This is a genomic window from Rhizobium tropici CIAT 899, from assembly GCF_000330885.1.
In the GTDB taxonomy this organism is placed as follows: domain Bacteria; phylum Pseudomonadota; class Alphaproteobacteria; order Rhizobiales; family Rhizobiaceae; genus Rhizobium; species Rhizobium tropici.
Genome location: NC_020059.1, coordinates 3059180 through 3078223, shown reverse-complemented (window position 1 = coordinate 3078223; position 19044 = coordinate 3059180). Strand labels below are relative to the sequence as shown.

Here is a 19044-nt window from a genome sequence, read left to right as displayed (position 1 = left end):
CCTCAAGCTTGTGCCATCAGCGGGCTCTTTCGGCTTTTTCATCCGGCTCTCCAGATTTCCTTGGCATACTGACGGATCGTCCGGTCGGAGGAGAACCAGCCCATGCGAGCGGTATTGTTGATCGTCTTCGCATACCACTCGGATGGATTGGCCCAAAGAATATCGACCTCGCGCTGGGCCGAGGCATAGGCGTCGAAATCGGCGGCGACCATGAACCAGTCGTGGCTATAGATGCCGTCGATCAGGCTGGCATAGCGGTTGCGATCGTCGGGAGAAAAGACGCCGGAGGCGATGGCTGACAGAGCCTGAGCCAATTCGCGCGAGCGCTCGATGATGGCACGAGGGTTATGGCCGTCGGTGCGCAGGTTTGCGACCTCATCGGCCCGCAATCCGAAGATGACGATATTGTCCTCGCCGACATTGTCGCGCATTTCGACATTGGCGCCATCAAGCGTGCCGATAGTCAGCGCGCCGTTGAGGCCGAATTTCATGTTGCCGGTGCCCGAGGCTTCCATGCCGGCGGTCGAAATCTGCTCGGAAAGATCGGCGGCCGGAACCATGACCTCTGCCAGCGAGACGTTGTAGTTCGGCACGAAGACGACCTTCAGCAGGCCGCGCACCGATGGGTCATTATTGATGACGCGGGCGACGTCGTTGATCAGCTTGATGATGAGCTTCGCATTGTGATAGCTCGGCGCCGCCTTGCCGGCAAAGAGCTTGACGCGCGGTTGCCAATCGAGCTCGGGATGCGAGCGGATCTGGTCGTAGAGCGCAACGGCCTCGATAACGTTCAGAAGCTGGCGCTTGTATTCGTGAATGCGCTTGATCTGGATATCGAACATCGCATTCGGATCGAGCTTGATGCCCATGCGGCTGGCGACGAGATTGGAGAGCTGCACCTTGTTGGCGCGCTTGACGGCAGCGAACTTCTCCTGGAAGGCGCTGTCGTGTGCAAACTGATCCAGCGGCTTCAGCTGCTCGGCATCGTCGAGGAAGGCGTCGCCGATAGTCTCGCGTACGAGATTGGTCAGGCCGGGATTGCACTGCATCAGCCAGCGCCGCGGCGTGATGCCGTTCGTCTTGTTATTGATGCGGTCCGGATAGAGCTTGTGCAGGTCGGCAAAGACCGTGACCTTCATCAGGTCGGTATGAAGCGCGGAAACCCCGTTGATCGAATGCGAGCCGACAAAGGCGAGGTTGCCCATGCGCACGCGCCGATCGCCATTTTCGTCGATGAGCGAGATAGAGCGGATTTCGATGTCGCTGAAATTGCGCAGCTTGCGCGCTTCCACCAGAACCTTGGCGTTGATGGCATAGACGATCTGCATGTGGCGCGGCAAAAGCCGCTCGAGCAGCGGCACCGGCCAGCTTTCCAAAGCTTCCGGCAGCAGGGTGTGATTGGTGTATCCGAAGGTGTTTCTGGTGATGTCCCAGGCCTTGTCGAAATCGAAGCCATGGACATCGACCAGCAGGCGCATCATTTCCGTGACGGAGACGGCCGGATGTGTATCGTTCAGCTGGATCGCGACCTTGTCGGCGAGATTGGTCAGATCGTCATATTGCTGCAGGTGACGGCGCAGGATGTCCTGCAGCGAGGCGGACGAGAAGAAGAATTCCTGGCGCAGGCGCAGCTCCTGGCCGGCGGGCGTCGCATCGGCGGGATAGAGGACGCGTGTCAGGCTTTCGGCCTTGTTGCTTTCACGCAGCGCGCCGATGTGATCGCCGGCGTTGAAGGCATCGAGCAGGATCGGGTCGATCGGCTGCGCCGACCAGAGGCGCAGCGTGTTGACGCGCTTGCCGCGCCAGCCGACGACGGGTGTATCAAATGCGGTGGCGATGACGCGCTCGGCCGGCTTCCAGACGTAACGCGGCTGATCGTCGTGGCTGCCGATGGTCTCGACGGCGCCGCCGAAGCCGATTTCATAGGAGCTTTCCTGGCGTTCGAATTCCCACGGGTTGCCGTGCGCCAGCCAGGTTTCCGGCAATTCCACTTGCCAGCCATCGGCCATCTGCTGGCGGAAGAGGCCGTGGACGTAGCGAATGCCATAGCCGTAGGCCGGCACGTCGACGGTTGCCATGGATTCCATGAAACAGGCGGCTAGACGGCCAAGACCGCCATTGCCGAGCGCCGCGTCGGGCTCGAGGCCGGCGATGACACGAATATCGACGCCCAGCGAAGCGAGAGCGTTGGTGATCTCCTCCATCAGGCCGAGATTGGAGATGGCGTCGCGCATCAGGCGGCCGATCAGGAATTCGAGCGATAGATAGTAGACGCGCTTGGCGTTCGTCTCGTAGGTCTTGCGGGTCGATTCGATCCACTTGTCGATGACGCGGTCGCGAATGACGAGGATCGTTGCCGTCAGCCAGTCATGCGGCTTGGCGACCTTCGCGTCCTTGCCGATGCGGTATGTCAGGCGCTCGATGATTTCTTCGGCAAGGATTTCGGGGCGGGAACTGCGCGGGGCTGGAACGGGGAGATCGGCCTTCGTCAAGTTATTCATACTATCAACTCTCGCCATTTGTGATTTATATTCAGCGTGTTACGGCCAATTAAATCGATTTGCCTTTCCGTTTCACTATCAGTTTACGCACCGATGTAAAGCAGTTGCAACAAGCGAGTTGCGCGGATGCGAAAATTGCGGCGAAAGGTTTCCAGTGAACGCGAAAGGACTTGATTCTGATGATATTTCGGGTTCTTATTCGCGCATCGATCAAAATAAAAGCCGCGCGATACTCGTATCGCGCGGCTTTTATTTTGTAGTCTATCGGTGGTTGCTCCGCGCGGATGCCGGGCGCGATCACTTGGTCAGGAGCGTCATTTGCTTCGATGTTTCCGTGGCGATTGTCGTGAACGCCTTGAAAAGATCCGCCGCGCTTTGGGGTGTGAAGTAGTCTGAGGCTGAAGTAGCGCAGTACTTCAGCAAGGCCTGGCCATTTTCCGGTGCCATGAAGGCGATCGTGTACACATGGATGCCATTGCTGCGTGCCTTGTCGCACTGTGCTTTGGTATCCGCATCAGCATTTGTCACGTTGTTTTCGCCGTCGGTCATGAAAACAATGTACATGGTTGGATTTTTGACGCCGCTCTTATTCTTGTGCTGAAGTTGCTCGTTCGTCAGCCCGGCTGTCGCAGACGGTTTCGTCAACGCGTCGACTGCCGCCGTAAAAGCAGGCGCCGAATTCGTGGAACCTTTTGACGTCAAGTTGTTGACATATGTTGTGATGCCGCTCGTACCCCAGGCCAAAGCTGTCGCCGTTTGGGCGACGTTGTTATAGGAAACTGCCCCGGTGCGAACATACATCATGTTCGGGTCAGCCTTGCTCAGTTGCGCGGAGAGATTAGACGTCGCAATCTTCAGAGATTCCATTTTTGTATAGTAATTCGTCTTGGTGGCAGTGCACGTACCCCACTCCTGCCAGCCTTGCGAATTCGTTTTTAAGCAACCATAGCTATATGTTTGGGTAGGTTGCTCGGTATTAACCGTGTCCGTGGCTTCATCCATGGATCCGGAGCGGTCCAGAACGAAATACATCGACAGCGCATTCTTCTGGGTTTCAGTAGTCTTTCCGCTGGTTGACGTGCTGGACGCAGAAATGTTCAGGGAGCTCTGCCCAGTCAGCCGGGTCATGCTGTTCACGGGCATTGAATAGGATGCATTCACAGCGACCGTGTAACCCGAATTCCCAGAGGAATCGGTCGTTTTTGTCACCGTCGTGCTGGTGCCGGCTTTCAGTGAATTCGTAGCATCCGTATCACCGGCAAGATAATTCGACATCTGGCCGAGGACGAAATTGTTGGCCATATCCTTGGCGGTTGTCGTGGTTGCACTGCCGTCCGCAAGCGCCGTTGCCGTAGCGAGCGCGGCGGCATCCGTGGATTCCTGAAGCTGACTGTGTGTCAGCGACATGTTCGTGACATCGACCGCCACACCACCCGCTACGGCCAGCACCGGGACTGCAATCGCCGTCAGGATGCCAAAATTTCCGGCTCTATCGCGTAAAAGTTGTTTCAATGCGCAAAGTAAATTGGAGCCGGCAATCATCATGTCCGCCTATTGGAAAGAGTTGGATTCTCAAGAACGGCGGGACTATCGATTACAAATATTAGTTGAACGTTTAAGCGGCCAGTAGATTTTTAACAAACTACTTCATCTGACGCGATTTGCTTCAACTTTTTACTACTTTAAGTATATTCTATTTTAGTGGAATTACATCTACTGCCTGAACGGCTTCCTGATTGCCGTAGCTCTTCAGTACGCCGATAACGGGCGCAACGTCCGAATAATCGCGGCCATAGGCGACGACGATGTGATCGGTGCCGGCGGGAATATTGTTGGTCGGATCGAGCTCGATCCAGCCCGCCGTTTCGCCGCACCAGACGCGCACCCAGGCATGCATGGCATCGGCGCCCTCCAGCCTTTCCTTGCCGGGCGGCGGAATGGTGCGCAGGAAGCCGCTGACATAGCCGGCGGGAATGCCGAGGCTGCGAAGCGCGATGATCATGACATGCGAGAAATCCTGGCAGACGCCGCGCTTGAGGCGGAAGGCTTCCCTCGGCGTGGTGTCCACTGTCGTCGCCTCGGTATCATAGACGAAGTCCTTGTGTACCTGCGCGCAGACCGCATGGGCGATCTGCAGGGTCGTCAGATTGGCTGTTTTCCATTGTCTGCTGTAATCCGCGATTTCCCTCGTGTCCGGCAGACGCGGGCTGCTGCCGAGAAAATGGTGGGGCGAAGACGGATCGATCGACCAGCAATCATTGATCTCCTCTGGCAGCTTGGCGAGCAGCGGCGAGAAGTCCGCCCCAACGGGCTGGCTCTCCACCTGAACACGCGCCTGCATGCGGATATCGAGCCTTTCATGGGGCTCGCGCACGAGGATCGAAGTCGCCGGATGCTGGAAGAAATCCGTGAAGTGGGATTGCTCGTCCGGCCCCGGCGTTATCTTCACCGAGCCGGCTATCAGCCTCTGCCGGTTGGGCAGGGAGAGCGGCATGACGCGCAATATATGCCGCGCGCCGCTCGCCGGCACGTCATAGATATAGCCCATGTGAAGCGAGAGGTCGTAGAGCATTACGTCATCCGAGATAGGTGCGTGCCAGCAGATCGGATAGCCGCTCCAGTTCGCGCGCCAGCTGCTGGTAGACTTCGACCGTCATTGCTTCGGGCGTCATCACTGCCAACCCCGAATGCAGACGCATGGCTTCGCGGAAGAAGGGTGACATCTGGCCGTTGACGTAGGCATTCGGCAATTGCTCGACCTCGCGGTGGATCTCGTTCATCTGGAAAAGGATCGAGCGCGGATTGAGCGGATCGAGCGCGAGCAGATCCGTCACCGTCAGACGAGCGGTATTGACGTTGTAGCGGCGGCGATGGGTCATGACGCTGTCGCCGATCTCCAGCAGCATATCGAGCGCGCCGTCGGGCGCATCGGGGCCGGACATATGGCCGAGCAGCCGGGTCATGTGCAGGCCGCGCTCGATATAGCGGCCGAGCGACAGGAAGCGCCAGCCGGTGAAGCGGTACATGTTTTCATGCACGAGACCGGCGAAGCCCGCGAGCTTGCGCAGCAGGATCGTCATGGCATGGCTGGCGTCATCGCCAGGCTTCACGCCTTCCTTGAAGCGGCGTGCCGTCTTGGCGAGATCGTTCAGCGCAAGCCAGCCATCGGGAGAGAAGCGATCGCGGATGTTGCTGGCCGAATAGACGGCGCTATCGATGTTGCGCAGCAGGTTTTCCGGCACCGCTTGCTTGGTATCGATGTCGATGGCGGCAAGATAGGCGCTGACATCGGCAAGCAGCGGCTGGTTCGGATCGGCGGCTTCGGCAAAACGTCCGTGCCAGGCGCGCAGGATGCGCAGTGCACCTTCGGCGCGCTCGATATAGCGGCCGAGCCAGAAGAGGTTGTCGGCCGCCCGGCTGGGCAGGCTGCCCGGCATGTTGCGGGTGAAAGTTTCTTCTGCCGGCAGAAGCGTGTGCGCCTCGACTGGCTTGTCGGAGACGATCCAGACATCGGCAGCCGAGCCGCCGGCCTGCATGGCAATCGCGGCGACATCGTCGCCGCTGCCGATGCGGGCAAAGCCGCCGGGCATGATCTGCCAGCCGTTTTCCGTGCGGGCGGCGAAGACGCGCAGGCTCATCGGCCGCGGCGTGAGCTTGCCATTGACCCAGGCCGGAGTCGTCGAAAGTGTCACGACCTCCTGGCCCACCAGCTTGTTACCCTCGGTCGCCAGCCAGTCCGCGATCGAATCGCGGGTGGTGCTGCGCAGCGTCGAGCCAAGCACGGATTGGCCGTTATCATCGAAGAAGGGCATGCAGGAATAGGCCGGACCGATAACCATTTTCTCGATATTGGCGGCGACATGTTCACGCTCGCTCTTCTGGCCGCACCACCAGGTCGCGATCGAGGGCAACTTCAATTCCTCGGAGCGCAGATGCCGGCAGATGGTCGGCATGAAGGCGAGCAGTGCTCGGGTCTCGAGAATGCCGGAGCCGAGCGCATTGACGATGGTTACCGTCTGCGCCCGCAGGGCTTCGACGAGGCCGGGCGTGCCGATATGGGAGCGCTGGTTGAGCTCCAACGGATCGGCGTAGGAAGCATCAAGGCGGCGCCATAACACGCTGATCGGCCGCAGCCCTGCGACAGTGCGCACCATCAGCTGATCGTTGACGACGGTGATGTCCTCGCCTTCGAGCAGCATGAAGCCGAGGTAGCGGGCGATATAGGCGTGTTCGTAATAGGTTTCGTTGGCAGGCCCCGGCGTCAGGACGGCGACGCGGCCTTCGGCGCCGCGCTTGCCGCCGAGCAGGGCATCGCGGAACGCGCCGAAGAAGGAGGCGAGGCGATGGACCTTGGTTTCCGCGTAGATATCGGAGAAGGCGCGGGTTGTGGCGACGCGGGTTTCCAGCGCGAAGCCGGCGCCGGATGGCGCCTGCGCGCGGTCAGCCAGCACCCACCAATTGCCGTCAGGACCGCGGCCGACCTCGAAAGCCAGGAAATGCAGGTAATGGCCGCTTGCGGGCTTGATGCCGACAAGCGGGCGCAGGAACTCCGGATTGGCGGCAATCAAGGCCGGCGGCAGCAGCCCTTCGCTCACCAGTCGGCTGTCGCCATAGATATCGGCGATGACCGATTCCAACAGATCGGCGCGCTGTTGCAGGCCTTCGGAGAGAGCCTGCCATTCGCGTTCGTCGATGAGCACGGGGATATGGGAGATCGGCCAGTTGCGTTCGCTGACACCCGCTGTCCCATAAGCGCGATAGAAGACGCCTGCATCGCGCAAATAGCGGTCGGCGCGGGCGAAGCGCTCGGTCAATCCCTCTTCCGTCATACGCGTCAGCGCCGAGAGGAAATTTTGCCAGACCGGGCGCACGGCGCCGGTATTGTCGACCATTTCGTCGGCGACGCCGGGCAGGGGACGATAGGCAAAGACCGGTGCCTTGGCAGTGCCGGTCTTTACCTCGTCCCGTCGTTCCGTCGCCCGTTTTCTACCCATGCACAGTCTCGTTTCAAATTCCCGCCGGCCGCCTGAGGTCGAGCGTCAGCGGGAATTCCACCGATGCAGTCTCCGGTCTTACGGCATAACCACCTGCTGTATGCCCCCAAGGCTCGAAACGCGCAAGACGTCGTGCTTCCGCCTCGTTGCCATTGACAGGAAAGGTGTCGTAGTTGCGGCCGCCCGGATGGGCAACATGGTAGATGCAGCCGCCAATCGAGCGACGCGACCAGGTATCGTAGATGTCGAAGGTCAGCGGCGTATCGATGGGAAGCACAGGATGCAGACCGGAAGCCGGATGCCATGCCTTGTAGCGCACGCCCGCGACCGAGACGCCCGCCATTCCCGTCGGCGTCAGCGGTACGGGACGGCCGTTGCAGGTCACCGTATAACGCGACGGATTGGAGGTTTCGAACTGCACCTGCAGGCGCTCGACCGACGAATCGACGTAGCGTACGGTGCCGCCGATCGCACCTTCTTCGCCCATGACATGCCATGGTTCCAGCGCCTGGCGCAGCTCCAGCTTGCTGCCCTCATATTCGACTTCGCCACAGAAGGGGAAGCGGAATTCGAGCTGCGCCTGGAACCATTCCGGTCTGAGGTCGAAGCCGTTTTCGCGAAGGTCGCCGAGAACGTCGAGGAAATCCTGCCAGATATAATGCGGCAGCATGAAGCGATCATGCAGCGTCGTGCCCCAGCGCACGAACTTGCCATCGATCGGGCTGCGCCAGAAGCGGGCGATCAGCGCGCGCACCAGCAATTGCTGGGCAAGGCTCATGCGGGCATTCGGCGGCATTTCGAAACCGCGGAATTCGACGAGGCCGAGGCGTCCCGTCGGTCCATCCGGCGAAAACAGCTTGTCGATGCAGATTTCCGAGCGGTGCGTGTTGCCGGTGACATCGGTTAGAAGATTGCGGAAGAGCCGGTCCACCAGCCAGGGGAGCGGCTGGATGCCGCGACCTGGCGCCGGCACCTGGGCCAGCGCGATTTCCAACTCGTAGAGGCTGTCGTGACGGGCTTCATCGATGCGCGGCGCCTGGCTTGTCGGGCCGACGAATAGGCCGGAGAAGAGGTAGGAGAGCGAGGGATGGCGCTGCCAGTGCAGCACCAGGCTCTTCAACAGGTCGGGACGACGAAGAAACGGGCTGTCGTTCGGATTGGCGCCGCCAACGACGACATGATTGCCGCCACCGGTGCCGGTATGACGCCCGTCGATCAGGAATTTGTCCGTGCCGAGGCGTGTCTGTCGCGCCTCTTCGTAAACCGCCGTCGTGATGTCCACGCAGTCCTGCCAGTTCGACGCGGGATGGATATTGACCTCGATCACGCCCGGGTCAGGCGCGACGCGAATGACGTTGATGCGTTCGTCCTGTGGCGGCGAATAGCCTTCGATGTGAATCGGCAGCGCAAGTTCAGCCGCGGCATTCTCGGCCGCTGCCAGCAGTTCGAGATAATGTTCGATCTTTTCGACCGGGGGCATGAAGACACACAGCCGACCGTCACGCGGTTCGACAGAGATCGCGGTGCGGACGGCGCCGCCGATTTCGCCGAGCGTCTGTTCGACCCGCGATTGCGAGCTTTCATCCACCTGGAACGAGGCTTCCGGCATGGTGCGGCCAGCCGGCACGATGACGTCAGGCAGAGGCATGCGCGGAATGGAGGGATCGGCCGTGTGGATATAGGGATAGCGTGACGGCGGCACATATGGGAGGGTGCCAAGCGGCAGGCGATAGCCGACCGGAGAATCGCCGGGCACAAGGAAAATCTTGCCGCGGCGCGTGCGCCATTTTTCGCTGACCCAGCGCGTACCGCCGGCGCGCGCGTTCCATGCCTGTATGGGCAATATGTAGCCGGTTGGAGTCGTCAGACCACGCTCGAAAACACGAGCGATACGGCTGCGCTCCTCGGGATCCTTGAGCTTCGAATTGGAAGGATCAACGTTCTCCGGCAGGCTCCCTTCCTTGACGATCCATTCAGCCGGGTCTTCGTAAGCCGGTTGCACCATGTCGGGCTCGATTGCCAGTTCCTCGGCAATCGCATTCAGAAGCTTGCCGGCGCGCTCCGAGTCCGCACCGGTCTGTGCCGTTTCTTCGGCGATCAGAGCGGGGTTCTGCCAGATGGGCCGTCCGTCCTTGCGCCAGTAAAGCGAGAAGGTCCAGCGGGGCAGGCTTTCGCCGGGATACCATTTGCCCTGGCCATACTGCAGGAAGCCGCCGGGGGCGAAGCGCTCGCGCAGGCGCCGGATCAACTGATCGGCAAGGTCGCGTTTGGTCGGGCCGACGGCGGCGGTGTTCCATTCTTCGGACTGGAAATCGTCGATCGAGACGAAGGTCGGTTCGCCGCCCATGGTCAGGCGCACGTCATCTTCCTTGAGGATCGCGTCAACCTTTTCGCCGAGTTCGTTCAATGCATCCCAGCTTTCGTCGGAAAAGGGCTTGGTGATGCGCGGATGCTCGGCGACGCGGGCGACCTTCATGTCGAAATCGAATTCGGTATTGGCTTCGCCGAAATATCCGCCCGAGATCGGTGCGGCGTTGCGGTAGTGCGGCGTGGCGGCGAGCGGGATATGGCTCTCGCCCGTCAGAAGGCCGGAGGTCGGATCGAGACCGACCCAGCCGGCGCCGGGAAGATAGACTTCTGCCCAGGCATGCAGATCGGTGAAGTCGACCTCGGTCCCGGAGGGACCGTCGAGCGCCTTCAGGTCGGGTGTCAGCTGGATGAGGTAGCCGGAGACGAAGCGAGTGGCGAGGCCGAGATGGCGCAGCACCTGAACGAGCAGCCAGCTCGTGTCACGGCAGGAGCCTTTCGCTTTTTCCAAGGTCTCCTCAGGCGTCTGGACACCGGCTTCCATGCGGATGACATAGCCGATCTCCTGCTGCAGCCGTGCATTGAGGCCGACGATCATGTCGACGGTCTTTTGTTCCGAGCGGTCGAGCGTGGCGAGGAAGTCTTTCAGCCGGGGACCAGGCTCCTCAGGCTTCATATAGATCGACAAATCCTCACGGATCGTCTCGGGATATTCGAAGGGCCATTTCGTCGCTTCCTCTTCGACGAAGAAGTCGAAGGGATTGTAGACCGTCATATCGGCGACGAGGTCGACCTCGATCTTCAGTTCGGTCACCGGATCGGGAAAGACAAAGCGGGCGAGATAGTTGCCGTAGGGGTCTTGCTGCAGGTTCACGAAATGGTTTGCCGGGGTGACCTTGAGCGCGTGGCTCAGCACGCGCGTCTTGGAATGCGAGGCGGGTTTCAGACGGATGATCTGGGGACCGAGGCGAACCGGATTGTCGTATTTATAATGGGTGAGATGATAGATGCTTGCCTTGATCGCCATATGTCTCTTTGCCTAGCCCGCATCGTTGTGCGGTGATTGCTGTTCCCATAGGCAGTGTGTGCAATGCAGCGAAAGAAAGCAAGGTGTCTCCAGGCACTTCGGAAAGTCCTGCTGTGGCATGCCAAAACAAAAGCGGCGAGCTTTCGCCCGCCGCTTTGAAATCTCGACCCGGCTGCTTGCAATCAGCTTCTGCCGAACTCGTCGACGAGGCGGATGATGTCGTCTTCGCCGAGATAGGAGCCGGTTTGTACTTCGATGAGCTCCAGCAGGATCTTGCCCGGGTTGGCAAGGCGATGCACTTCGCCGAGCGGGATATAGATCGATTCGTTTTCGCGCAGCATCTGTACGTTTTCGCCGACCGTTACTTCGGCCGTACCCTTGACGACGATCCAATGCTCGGAGCGATGGTGATGCTTCTGTAGCGAGAGCTTCTTGCCCGGCAGCACGAAGATGCGCTTCACCTGGAAGCGCTCGCCATTCAGCACCGAGGTATAGCCGCCCCAGGGGCGGTAGGAGGTCGGATGCGTTTCGGTGAGTTTGGCCGTCTTCTTTTCGCTTGCGAGCAGCTTGACGAGCTTGCCGACTTCCTGGCTGTCCTTGAGATGGCCGACATAGACGGCGTCTTCGCTGGCGATGACGGCGACGTCCTCAAGGCCCTGCACGGCGACGTGCAGGCTGTGCGACATAACGAGCGAATTCTTCGTGTTGACCAGCGTCGTGGCACCGGCCGACACGTTGCCGCTTTCGTCACGGCTGCCGACTTTCCAGACCGCATCCCAGCTGCCGAGATCGGACCAGGTGAAAGGCGAGGGGACGACGGCGGCATTGGCCGTCTTTTCCATCAGCGCATAGTCGATGGAAATATCCGGGCTCTTGGAGAAATTGTCGGCGTCGAGGCGGGTAAAATCGAGGTCGCGCGTCGATTTCGAGACGGCCTTGCTGGCAGCCTTTTCGACGTCGGGTGCAAATTCCTTCATTTCGGCGAGAAGCTGGGCGGCCGAGAACATGAACATACCGGAGTTCCAGTAGAAGCTGCCGCTTGCCACCATCTCCTTTGCCTTTTCCAGGACGGGCTTCTCAACGAAACGCTTGACGGCATGGGCGCCGGTCGCGAGCGCCTTGCCGGTTTCGATATAGCCGTAGCCGGTGGCAGGCTCCGTCGGCTTGATGCCGAAGGTTACGAGCTTGCCCTGAAGCGCGGTGTCACGCGCCAGCCGCACGCAGTCGTAGTAGGTCGTGTTGGCGTCGATCTCGTAGTCGGAGCCGAGGACATGCATGAGCGCGTCCTTGCCAAAGAGCTCGGTGACGAGCGCGGCGGCGGCGGCAACCGCGGCGGCCGTGTTGCGGGCCACCGGCTCCAGCAGCACCGCTGCCAGTTTCAGGTCGAGTTCGCGGGCCTGCTCTGCGACAAGGAAGCGGAATTCCTCATTGGTGAGAACGATCGGCGCTTCATAGAGTTCGGGGTCGGCCACCCGCTCCAAAGTGTTCTGAAACAGCGTCCTGTCGCCGATGAACTGGATGAATTGTTTCGGGGCGGAAGCGCGCGATAGCGGCCACAGCCGTGTACCCTTGCCGCCTGCCATGATCACCGGGACGATTTTTGCCGCCATGCTCTGCCTCTCCTGGCCATCTCAATTGAAGCCGTCTGACGACGCACAACCATTGTGCGCCGACCATGCTCCTTCGACAATTTCCATCGCCATTGCGATGTTTTTTCTTAAAGCGCCAGCTCTAATACGTCGAGATCCTAAACATTCGACGACTTTAGTCCACAAGATCCACTGAAAGTGTGTCGGAGGCATCACTCTGCTTTAAAAAAGCATAGGTCATGCAAAGACTGCTTTCCCTGCAGATTAAAATAGCATTGCTTGCGAGTAATAATCTCAATGCTGCATGGATCAAGCTTCCGCCCGGTCTTGCCGCTCATCCTGCGACGGCACGTGATCGGGGCCGTTGCGCCTGTTGTACCGGATCGAAGACCAAAGCGAGATGCCGATCAGGGCCGCGCCGCCAAGGCCGGTGATGACTTCGGGGATATGCGTCAGCGTCTGCACGTACATGATCACCGAGAGGATCAATATGGCGTAGAAAGCACCGTGTTCGAGGTAGCGGTAGTGGGCGAGCGTGCCCTTTTCCACCAGCATGATCGTCATGGAGCGGACATACATGGCGCCGATGCCGAGGCCAATGGCGATGATGAAGAGGTTTTGCGTGAGGGCGAAGGCGCCGATGACGCCGTCGAAGGAGAAGCTGGCATCGAGGATTTCCAGATAGAGGAAAGCGCCGAACCCGCCCTTCGCCGCAGCGCTCATCGTTCGCTGCGAGGCGTCCAGAAAGCCGGCCAGAACCTCGACGAGCAGGAAGGTCAGGAGGCCATAGATCGCGGCGTGCAGGAAGGTCGTCGCGTCATCACCGTCGAGTACCGAGGTGAAGATGAGGACCAGGACCAGCACGAAGGCGATTTCGACGCCCTTGACGGTCGCAAAATGCGCCATCCGCTTCTCGATGAAGCCTATCCAGTGCACGTCCTTTTCATGGTTGAAGAAATAGGTCAGGCCTACCATCATCAGGAAGGTGCCGCCGAAGGCGGCGATCGGCAGATGCGCTGCCTGCATGATCTCGGCATATTGCTCGGGCTTCGCGGCGGCGAGTTTCAGCGCTTCCCATGGGTTAATCCAGGCGGCGATGGCGACGATCACCAGCGGAAAGACGATCCGCATGCCGAAGACGGCGATGATGATGCCCCAGGTCAGAAAGCGATGCTGCCAGACCGGCGTCATCTCCTTCAGCTTGTTGGCGTTGACGATGGCATTGTCGAAGGAAAGCGAGATTTCCAGCACAGCCAGGACGGCACAGATAAAGAAGGCTGTGGCAAGGCCGCTGAAGGTGCCGGTGGTGTTCCAACCTAACAGCGCACCGAGCGCAAGGCCGCCGACGGTTACGGCAAAGGCCCAGCTGAAATAGCCGAGCACGGATTTTGAGGCGGCGGGCGATTTCATGGATGCGCCTCGCTGGAAATGGAGTGGATATACCCGGATTGCGCGCATAGCCGCATACCGAAGACGGCATGCGGGTCAGGCATGGTCAAGCTCATCATGGAAAGAAATCCGCCGGCTCATCTGCAGGCGGTACCGACATCGCGAGAGCGCCGTGAAAACTCTCGCCAGAGGGGCCCGGCACCAAAGTTCAATCCGCTGCCGATGTCAGGAAGGCGCGGAGATGCTCCATAGTTAGTGAAGTTGGGATGCAGGTCAAGAGTTGAAATGATGATGGGGGGCCTTGCCCTCGATAATTGAGAAATTCGGGGAACCAAACGGAAAAGGCTGCGTTTGGCCTTTGGGATGTCTTTGTGACCATCCGCCGCTGCGGCGGGCTCCTTACCCTTAATAACAGCGTTCAACAGGAGGAATTCCGATGAGTCCAGCACCCATTCACCGCACACCGGAGGCGCCAAAACCGGAGCTGACGGAACGGCAGAAAAAGGCAAGGCCGAATACGCTTCGCCAAGCCCAGGTTCTGCCGCCGCATCAGGTGGATCTGACGCTGCATCCTGTAACCCATGAGGACGTACACGTTCCCGCCCACGTCAACGGTTCGGACCTGTCCCGGGAAGCGCCGGCCGATGCAAATCATGGCAGAAAACAGAAGAATGCGCTGCCGCACTAACAAAAGATGACGGCGGCGCGCTGGTGACGGCTACTTGTGGCGAGGCGCCTTGCCGTCGGATGTGAAACTGCCGTTGAAGCTCATTTCCGGCGATTTGGCGGAGCACTCGATGGCGACCGGCTTGCCAGCGTAAGGATTTGCGAAGGTGCAGGCGCCCTTCGCGGGGACTTGATTCGACATATCGTTGCCGGCACCCGTCGCGACAACGTCGATCGGCAATTGCGCGGTGCCTTTCTGGCTGCCGGGCTTGATGCCCTTCCCGTTGCCACGGAAACCGAGCATTTTGCCGCCGGATGTGAAAATGAAAGTCACGGAGCCGTCAGGTGCGGTGACGCTGGCGAGTTCTGCCTTGCATCCCTTGGAGGCATCGAGTTTGCCGACCACGAGCTTGGAACATTTTCCGCTGACCACGGTGGCGCCCTGTGCCGGAAAATTCTCGACGGTAGCAGCTGCGGCCTGTGTGGCGACCAGCGCCGTCAATCCAAAAGCAATGCCTGCGAATCGCATAAGAGAGGCTCCTTTCAAGCCCATGCAGATTCGCCGATCAAAATGTGGCAGTCAACCCGAAGCGTGCACAAGTCCAAAGCCAACAGACGCCCGGATCCAGGCCGGGCACGTCAGAGTCCGGTGGCAGGAATGCCTCTGTCGCAAAGTCACCGCGGCCGTGAGGCGACGTTTCAATGTTGTTGTGCGGATTCCGGAACAAGCTCGCCGATCAACTGCAGCAGGGCATTCTGCCGATTGCCGCCCCCGGCCAGGAATTCATAGAGGGTCATGGTTTTCTCGCTGCCGCCATCGACGACATAATCCGCCTGGCGGATGACGTAGACCTCACCGCTCTCGGTGTCGCGGGCGAGATGGAACATGTACTCATCGCCATTGGGCTTGTGGTTCTTGTAGAACTGCCGCTTCATCACCGTCATCTCATCCTCCCGTATGATCGATGCGCTGATATGACAGTAGGATGACGGCGCGGCCGGAAGTCAAGCGGCTTGTAGCGGGAACTTGTGTCGCAAGCTCCGTTCGCCCCCGCAATCGCCGCGAACATCAGCATGTGATTGGCTATCTTCCAAAAGACTACTATTCTCGACCTGCGCTCGAATTTTTCGGGACGCGGCTAGTTGGAGATCGAAGCACATGAGAATGATGTTAGCGTTGGGAGCGATTTTGAGCCTGGCATGCGTCTCTGCCGGCGAGGCGCCTTCGAATTACCAGACCTACCATGGCGGCATTCGTGCCGATAGTGATCCGGTGGTGCTGGCGACATATGAGAGGGTTCTCGATCGCTGCGAGCCTGAGGCTTATTCCTGGCGCCGCGGCTCTCCGGATCCCAACAGTACCCCATACTGGCTGGCTCTGCGAAATTGTCTCTATCGTCACGGCTTTGTCGATCGTGGCGTCTACGCCTATCCGACGACCGCGGTTTTGCGGCATTTCCTGGATCGCTGACCGGACTGCAATTCGCTTCAGGTCGAGGGGTATTCTTCGGCCCGATCCGCTTTGGGGATAACCGGACTCTGTCAACGGATAAGAAATGAAAAAGGCCTTTCGATTTCTCGAAAGGCCTTGCTTTTCAGCGAATTAGGATGGTGGGCGTGACAGGGATTGAACCTGTGACCCCTACGATGTCAACGTAGTGCTCTCCCGCTGAGCTACACGCCCATCCGATGGCGGCGCATAGATCACAAAACCTTGGTGGCCGTCAATAGGCTTTTTTCGGTTTTGTGACGTTGCCGCCGAAAGCCTTACGCGGCAAGGAGTTTGTTGACTTCATCGACGAGTTCGCGGAGGTGGAAAGGCTTGGAAAGGACCTTGGCATCCTTCGGCGCCTTCGAATCGGGGTTCAGTGCGACGGCGGCAAAGCCGGTGATGAACATCACCTTCAGGTCCGGATCGAGTTCGGTGGCGCGCCGCGCCAGCTCGATACCGTCCATCTCAGGCATGACGATGTCAGTCAAAAGCAGCGAGAACGGCTCTTCGCGCAGCCGGTCGTAAGCGCTGGCTCCATTGTCAAAGGACAAGACCTTGTAGCCGGCTTTTTCGAGTGCCTTCACGAGAAAGCGACGCATGTCGTTGTCGTCTTCGGCAAGAAGTATCTTCTGGGTCATCATCTCTATCGCTAATCAACTTTGTCTGGTTGGACTCGTCCAGCGTTTAGGGTACCGCGGCGCCGTAAACAAGCCGTGAATAGTCAGCCAAAACGCGCCGTTCCAGCATTTGTTCGAAGCATACGTCCATTCCACGAAAACGTCCTGCGTTTTCGCTGACCAGGCATCCGAGATTCCGAGCACGGTGTTTTGGATTAAGGCCATTTCGCTCAAGTTACTATGGACTTGCGGTCATGCAACTGGCAACATGATGACTGCGACAAGTTGTTGACATGGTAAAGACGTTGATGTCCGCGGAAATGCGTAGTTTCGAGATTTTCGAGGTATTGGAACCCGCTTCCCAGACGATACCGTTTGTCTACAGTTCACCTCACAGCGGCCGCATCTATCCTCCCGATTTCATCGCTCAATCCCGCCTGCAGGGTATCGCTATCCGCCGCTCCGAGGATCATTATGTCGACGAGCTTTTTTCGGCGGCGAGCTCGCTCGGTGCGCCGCTGCTGTTCGCCAATTTCCCGCGCGCCTATATCGACGTGAATCGCGAGCCTTATGAGCTCGATCCGCGCATGTTCGACGGTGCGTTACCCTCCTATGCCAACATCAATTCGCTGCGGGTCGCCGGCGGCCTTGGCACGATTCCGCGAATCGTCGCCGAAAACATGGAGATCTATGCGCGCCGTGTGCCGGTGGAGGATGCGCTGAAGCGCATCGACACCATCTACAAGCCCTATCATGCCACGCTACGCCGGCTGATCGCGCGCACTCATGTCAAGTTCGGCTTCGGTGTGCTGGTCGATTGCCATTCCATGCCGGGCAATATCCGCATCGCCGGCAGCAATGCGCGGCCCGATTTCATCCTCGGCGATCGCTACGGCACCAGCGCCTCGGCCGAGCTGTCACGTGCGGCGATGCAGATTCTCGAGGAGATGGGCTTCAACGCCGTGCGCAACAAGCCCTATGCCGGCGGTTTCATCACCGAGCATTACGGCCGTCCGTCCCGCGGGCTGCATGCCCTGCAGATCGAGGTCAACCGTTCGCTCTATGTCGACGAGACGACGCTCGAGAAGCGCCCGGATTTCGACAAGGTCGCCGCTGCCATCACACTTTTCATGAAGCGCATGGCCGAGCATGTGGAATCCTATACGGGCGATCCGGCGCTGGCGGCGGAATAAGGCAAGGCCCCTTCGCCCCGCGAAGGCGGGGAGAACGTGGGGCGGAGACATTGAGCGGGCGAAATGGCGACGCCTCGGATGAGGGGCTGTCTCGGAATTTTCAGAGCGAACAGAATCTGCCAAGCGTTTGGCTATGGTGATGGTCGGGCGTGCTTGTCGTTGCAGCGCACACCTAGTGCCTGGCTCCTCACCCTGGCCCTCTCCCCGCTAGCGGGGCGAGGGGATCACTCCGCCACAAAAAAGAACCGCGCTCGTGGCGCGGCTAAGTCTAGGGAGGAAACACCCAAGGAGGGTATTTACAGTCGAAAGACTGCATGAGGATATTGCTGCTGCATTGCACAAATGTCAAGCACTTTATTGCGGTGCAAAATATTTGGGCAAATTCAAAAATCCTGCCTGATCCGCAGGCATTGCGCCCGGCGCGTCATCAGGCGGTTTGCTTCCCCGTCTAGATGCGTTATGACATCGCCATCCCGTCACCTATCCGGATTCACCATGCTTCCCGATCGCTCGTTCTTCTATCGTCTGGCCGAAGCGGCCAAGGCCGAAACCCTGCCGCGTTTTCGCGCCGGCATCGATGTGGTCAACAAGGAAGCCACGGGCTTTGATCCCGTGACGGAAGGCGACCGTGCCGCTGAAGAGGCGATTCGCGCGCTGATCGAAGCCGAGTTCCCCGAACATGGCATTCTGGGTGAGGAGCATGGCAATGTCGGACTCGACCGCGAGCATGTCTGGGTCATCGATCCGATCGACGGCACGCGCGCCTTCATCTCGGGCGTCCCGGTGTGGGGAACGCTGATCGGCCTGCAGAAGAACGGCCGCGCCGTCATGGGGATGATCGACCAGCCCTTTACCGGCGAGCGCTATTTTGCCGATGGCAATGGCGCCACCTATTCCGGTCCTGACGGCGAGAGGCGGCTGCAGGTCCGCGATTGCGGTAGCCTCTCCAATGCCATCCTCTTCACTACCTCACCGCATCTCTTCGTCGGCGATGAGCTTGCAAAATATCGCGAGATCGAAAGTGGGGTACGCCTCTTCCGCTACGGCTGCGATTGCTACGCCTATGCGCTGCTGGCTGCCGGTCATATCGATCTCGTCATCGAGAATTCGCTGAAACCCTATGATGTCGGCGGCATCATTCCGGTTGTCGAGCAAGCTGGCGGCATCATGACCACCTGGGATGGCGGCCGGCCGGAAATGGGCGGGACGATCATCGCAGCCGGCAGCCGCGCCGTTTACGAGCAGGCCCTGGCAGTTCTATCCCGCTAA

At 59.5% G+C, this 19044-nt stretch carries 14 protein-coding genes and 1 tRNA gene; 4 read left to right on the top strand and 11 right to left on the bottom strand.

Annotated features, from left to right (window positions below; all coding sequences use genetic code 11):
• Positions 1-38 precede the first annotated feature (38 nt).
• The 7 genes from RTCIAT899_RS15135 to RTCIAT899_RS15100 form a co-directional block, all read right to left on the bottom strand.
• On the bottom strand, positions 39-2501 hold the full coding sequence (locus tag RTCIAT899_RS15135) for a glycogen/starch/alpha-glucan phosphorylase (protein WP_041677667.1): 2463 nt from the start codon (positions 2499-2501) through the stop codon (positions 39-41).
• Positions 2502-2798: 297 nt separating this feature from the next.
• Positions 2799-4043, bottom strand: coding sequence for a vWA domain-containing protein (locus RTCIAT899_RS15125; protein ID WP_015341114.1), 1245 nt, complete (start codon positions 4041-4043; stop codon positions 2799-2801).
• A gap of 151 nt (positions 4044-4194) precedes the next feature.
• Complete coding sequence (locus RTCIAT899_RS15120; protein ID WP_015341113.1) at positions 4195-5073, bottom strand: transglutaminase family protein; 879 nt, start codon at positions 5071-5073, stop codon at positions 4195-4197.
• A 4-nt stretch (positions 5074-5077) separates the two neighbouring features.
• On the bottom strand, positions 5078-7495 hold the full coding sequence (locus tag RTCIAT899_RS15115) for a circularly permuted type 2 ATP-grasp protein (protein ID WP_015341112.1): 2418 nt from the start codon (positions 7493-7495) through the stop codon (positions 5078-5080).
• A gap of 13 nt (positions 7496-7508) precedes the next feature.
• The gene (locus RTCIAT899_RS15110) at positions 7509-10829 is read right to left on the bottom strand and encodes a transglutaminase family protein (protein ID WP_015341111.1); all 3321 of its coding nucleotides are present in this window, start codon (positions 10827-10829) and stop codon (positions 7509-7511) included.
• 182 nt (positions 10830-11011) lie between these two features.
• The gene (locus tag RTCIAT899_RS15105; protein ID WP_015341110.1) at positions 11012-12439 is read right to left on the bottom strand and encodes a mannose-1-phosphate guanylyltransferase/mannose-6-phosphate isomerase; all 1428 of its coding nucleotides are present in this window, start codon (positions 12437-12439) and stop codon (positions 11012-11014) included.
• A 288-nt stretch (positions 12440-12727) separates the two neighbouring features.
• Entirely contained in the window at positions 12728-13828 is a 1101-nt protein-coding gene (locus RTCIAT899_RS15100) for a DUF475 domain-containing protein (protein WP_015341109.1), read from the bottom strand.
• A 415-nt stretch (positions 13829-14243) separates the two neighbouring features.
• On the opposite strand from RTCIAT899_RS15100, the gene RTCIAT899_RS15095 reads away from it, so the two are divergent.
• Entirely contained in the window at positions 14244-14495 is a 252-nt protein-coding gene (locus tag RTCIAT899_RS15095; RefSeq protein ID WP_015341108.1) for a hypothetical protein, read from the top strand.
• Between the two features lie 30 nt (positions 14496-14525).
• Here RTCIAT899_RS15095 and RTCIAT899_RS15090 read toward each other — a convergent pair whose 3' ends face one another.
• The gene (locus RTCIAT899_RS15090) at positions 14526-15002 is read right to left on the bottom strand and encodes a hypothetical protein (protein WP_015341107.1); all 477 of its coding nucleotides are present in this window, start codon (positions 15000-15002) and stop codon (positions 14526-14528) included.
• A gap of 170 nt (positions 15003-15172) precedes the next feature.
• On the bottom strand, positions 15173-15418 hold the full coding sequence (locus RTCIAT899_RS15085; RefSeq protein ID WP_041677665.1) for a hypothetical protein: 246 nt from the start codon (positions 15416-15418) through the stop codon (positions 15173-15175).
• A 214-nt stretch (positions 15419-15632) separates the two neighbouring features.
• Between RTCIAT899_RS15085 and RTCIAT899_RS15080 the strand changes: the two genes are divergently transcribed.
• Positions 15633-15944: a hypothetical protein gene (locus RTCIAT899_RS15080; protein ID WP_041677664.1), complete on the top strand. Its 312-nt coding sequence runs from the start codon at positions 15633-15635 to the stop codon at positions 15942-15944.
• Between the two features lie 138 nt (positions 15945-16082).
• On the opposite strand, the gene RTCIAT899_RS15075 is transcribed toward RTCIAT899_RS15080, so the two are convergent.
• Positions 16083-16157: transfer RNA gene (locus tag RTCIAT899_RS15075), tRNA-Val, on the bottom strand.
• An 83-nt stretch (positions 16158-16240) separates the two neighbouring features.
• Positions 16241-16603, bottom strand: coding sequence for a response regulator CpdR1 (gene cpdR1, locus RTCIAT899_RS15070; protein WP_004117561.1), 363 nt, complete (start codon positions 16601-16603; stop codon positions 16241-16243).
• 287 nt (positions 16604-16890) lie between these two features.
• On the opposite strand from cpdR1, the gene RTCIAT899_RS15065 reads away from it, so the two are divergent.
• Together RTCIAT899_RS15065 and hisN are read left to right on the top strand one after the other, a co-directional pair.
• Positions 16891-17775, top strand: coding sequence for an N-formylglutamate amidohydrolase (locus RTCIAT899_RS15065; RefSeq protein ID WP_041677663.1), 885 nt, complete (start codon positions 16891-16893; stop codon positions 17773-17775).
• A gap of 495 nt (positions 17776-18270) precedes the next feature.
• On the top strand, positions 18271-19044 hold the full coding sequence (gene hisN, locus RTCIAT899_RS15060; RefSeq protein ID WP_015341102.1) for a histidinol-phosphatase: 774 nt from the start codon (positions 18271-18273) through the stop codon (positions 19042-19044).

Coding starts and splice junctions, on each gene's coding strand:
- RTCIAT899_RS15120 (WP_015341113.1), bottom strand. CDS start 5,073: ATGCTCTACGACCTCTCGCTTCACATGGGCTATATCTATGACGTGCCG.
- RTCIAT899_RS15135 (WP_041677667.1), bottom strand. CDS start 2,501: ATGAATAACTTGACGAAGGCCGATCTCCCCGTTCCAGCCCCGCGCAGT.
- RTCIAT899_RS15090 (WP_015341107.1), bottom strand. CDS start 15,002: ATGCGATTCGCAGGCATTGCTTTTGGATTGACGGCGCTGGTCGCCACA.
- RTCIAT899_RS15085 (WP_041677665.1), bottom strand. CDS start 15,418: ATGACGGTGATGAAGCGGCAGTTCTACAAGAACCACAAGCCCAATGGC.
- RTCIAT899_RS15125 (WP_015341114.1), bottom strand. CDS start 4,043: ATGATTGCCGGCTCCAATTTACTTTGCGCATTGAAACAACTTTTACGC.
- RTCIAT899_RS15095 (WP_015341108.1), top strand. CDS start 14,244: ATGAGTCCAGCACCCATTCACCGCACACCGGAGGCGCCAAAACCGGAG.
- RTCIAT899_RS15080 (WP_041677664.1), top strand. CDS start 15,633: ATGAGAATGATGTTAGCGTTGGGAGCGATTTTGAGCCTGGCATGCGTC.
- RTCIAT899_RS15105 (WP_015341110.1), bottom strand. CDS start 12,439: ATGGCGGCAAAAATCGTCCCGGTGATCATGGCAGGCGGCAAGGGTACA.
- RTCIAT899_RS15100 (WP_015341109.1), bottom strand. CDS start 13,828: ATGAAATCGCCCGCCGCCTCAAAATCCGTGCTCGGCTATTTCAGCTGG.
- RTCIAT899_RS15115 (WP_015341112.1), bottom strand. CDS start 7,495: ATGGGTAGAAAACGGGCGACGGAACGACGGGACGAGGTAAAGACCGGC.
- RTCIAT899_RS15110 (WP_015341111.1), bottom strand. CDS start 10,829: ATGGCGATCAAGGCAAGCATCTATCATCTCACCCATTATAAATACGAC.
- RTCIAT899_RS15065 (WP_041677663.1), top strand. CDS start 16,891: ATGTCCGCGGAAATGCGTAGTTTCGAGATTTTCGAGGTATTGGAACCC.
- cpdR1 (WP_004117561.1), bottom strand. CDS start 16,603: ATGACCCAGAAGATACTTCTTGCCGAAGACGACAACGACATGCGTCGC.
- hisN (WP_015341102.1), top strand. CDS start 18,271: ATGCTTCCCGATCGCTCGTTCTTCTATCGTCTGGCCGAAGCGGCCAAG.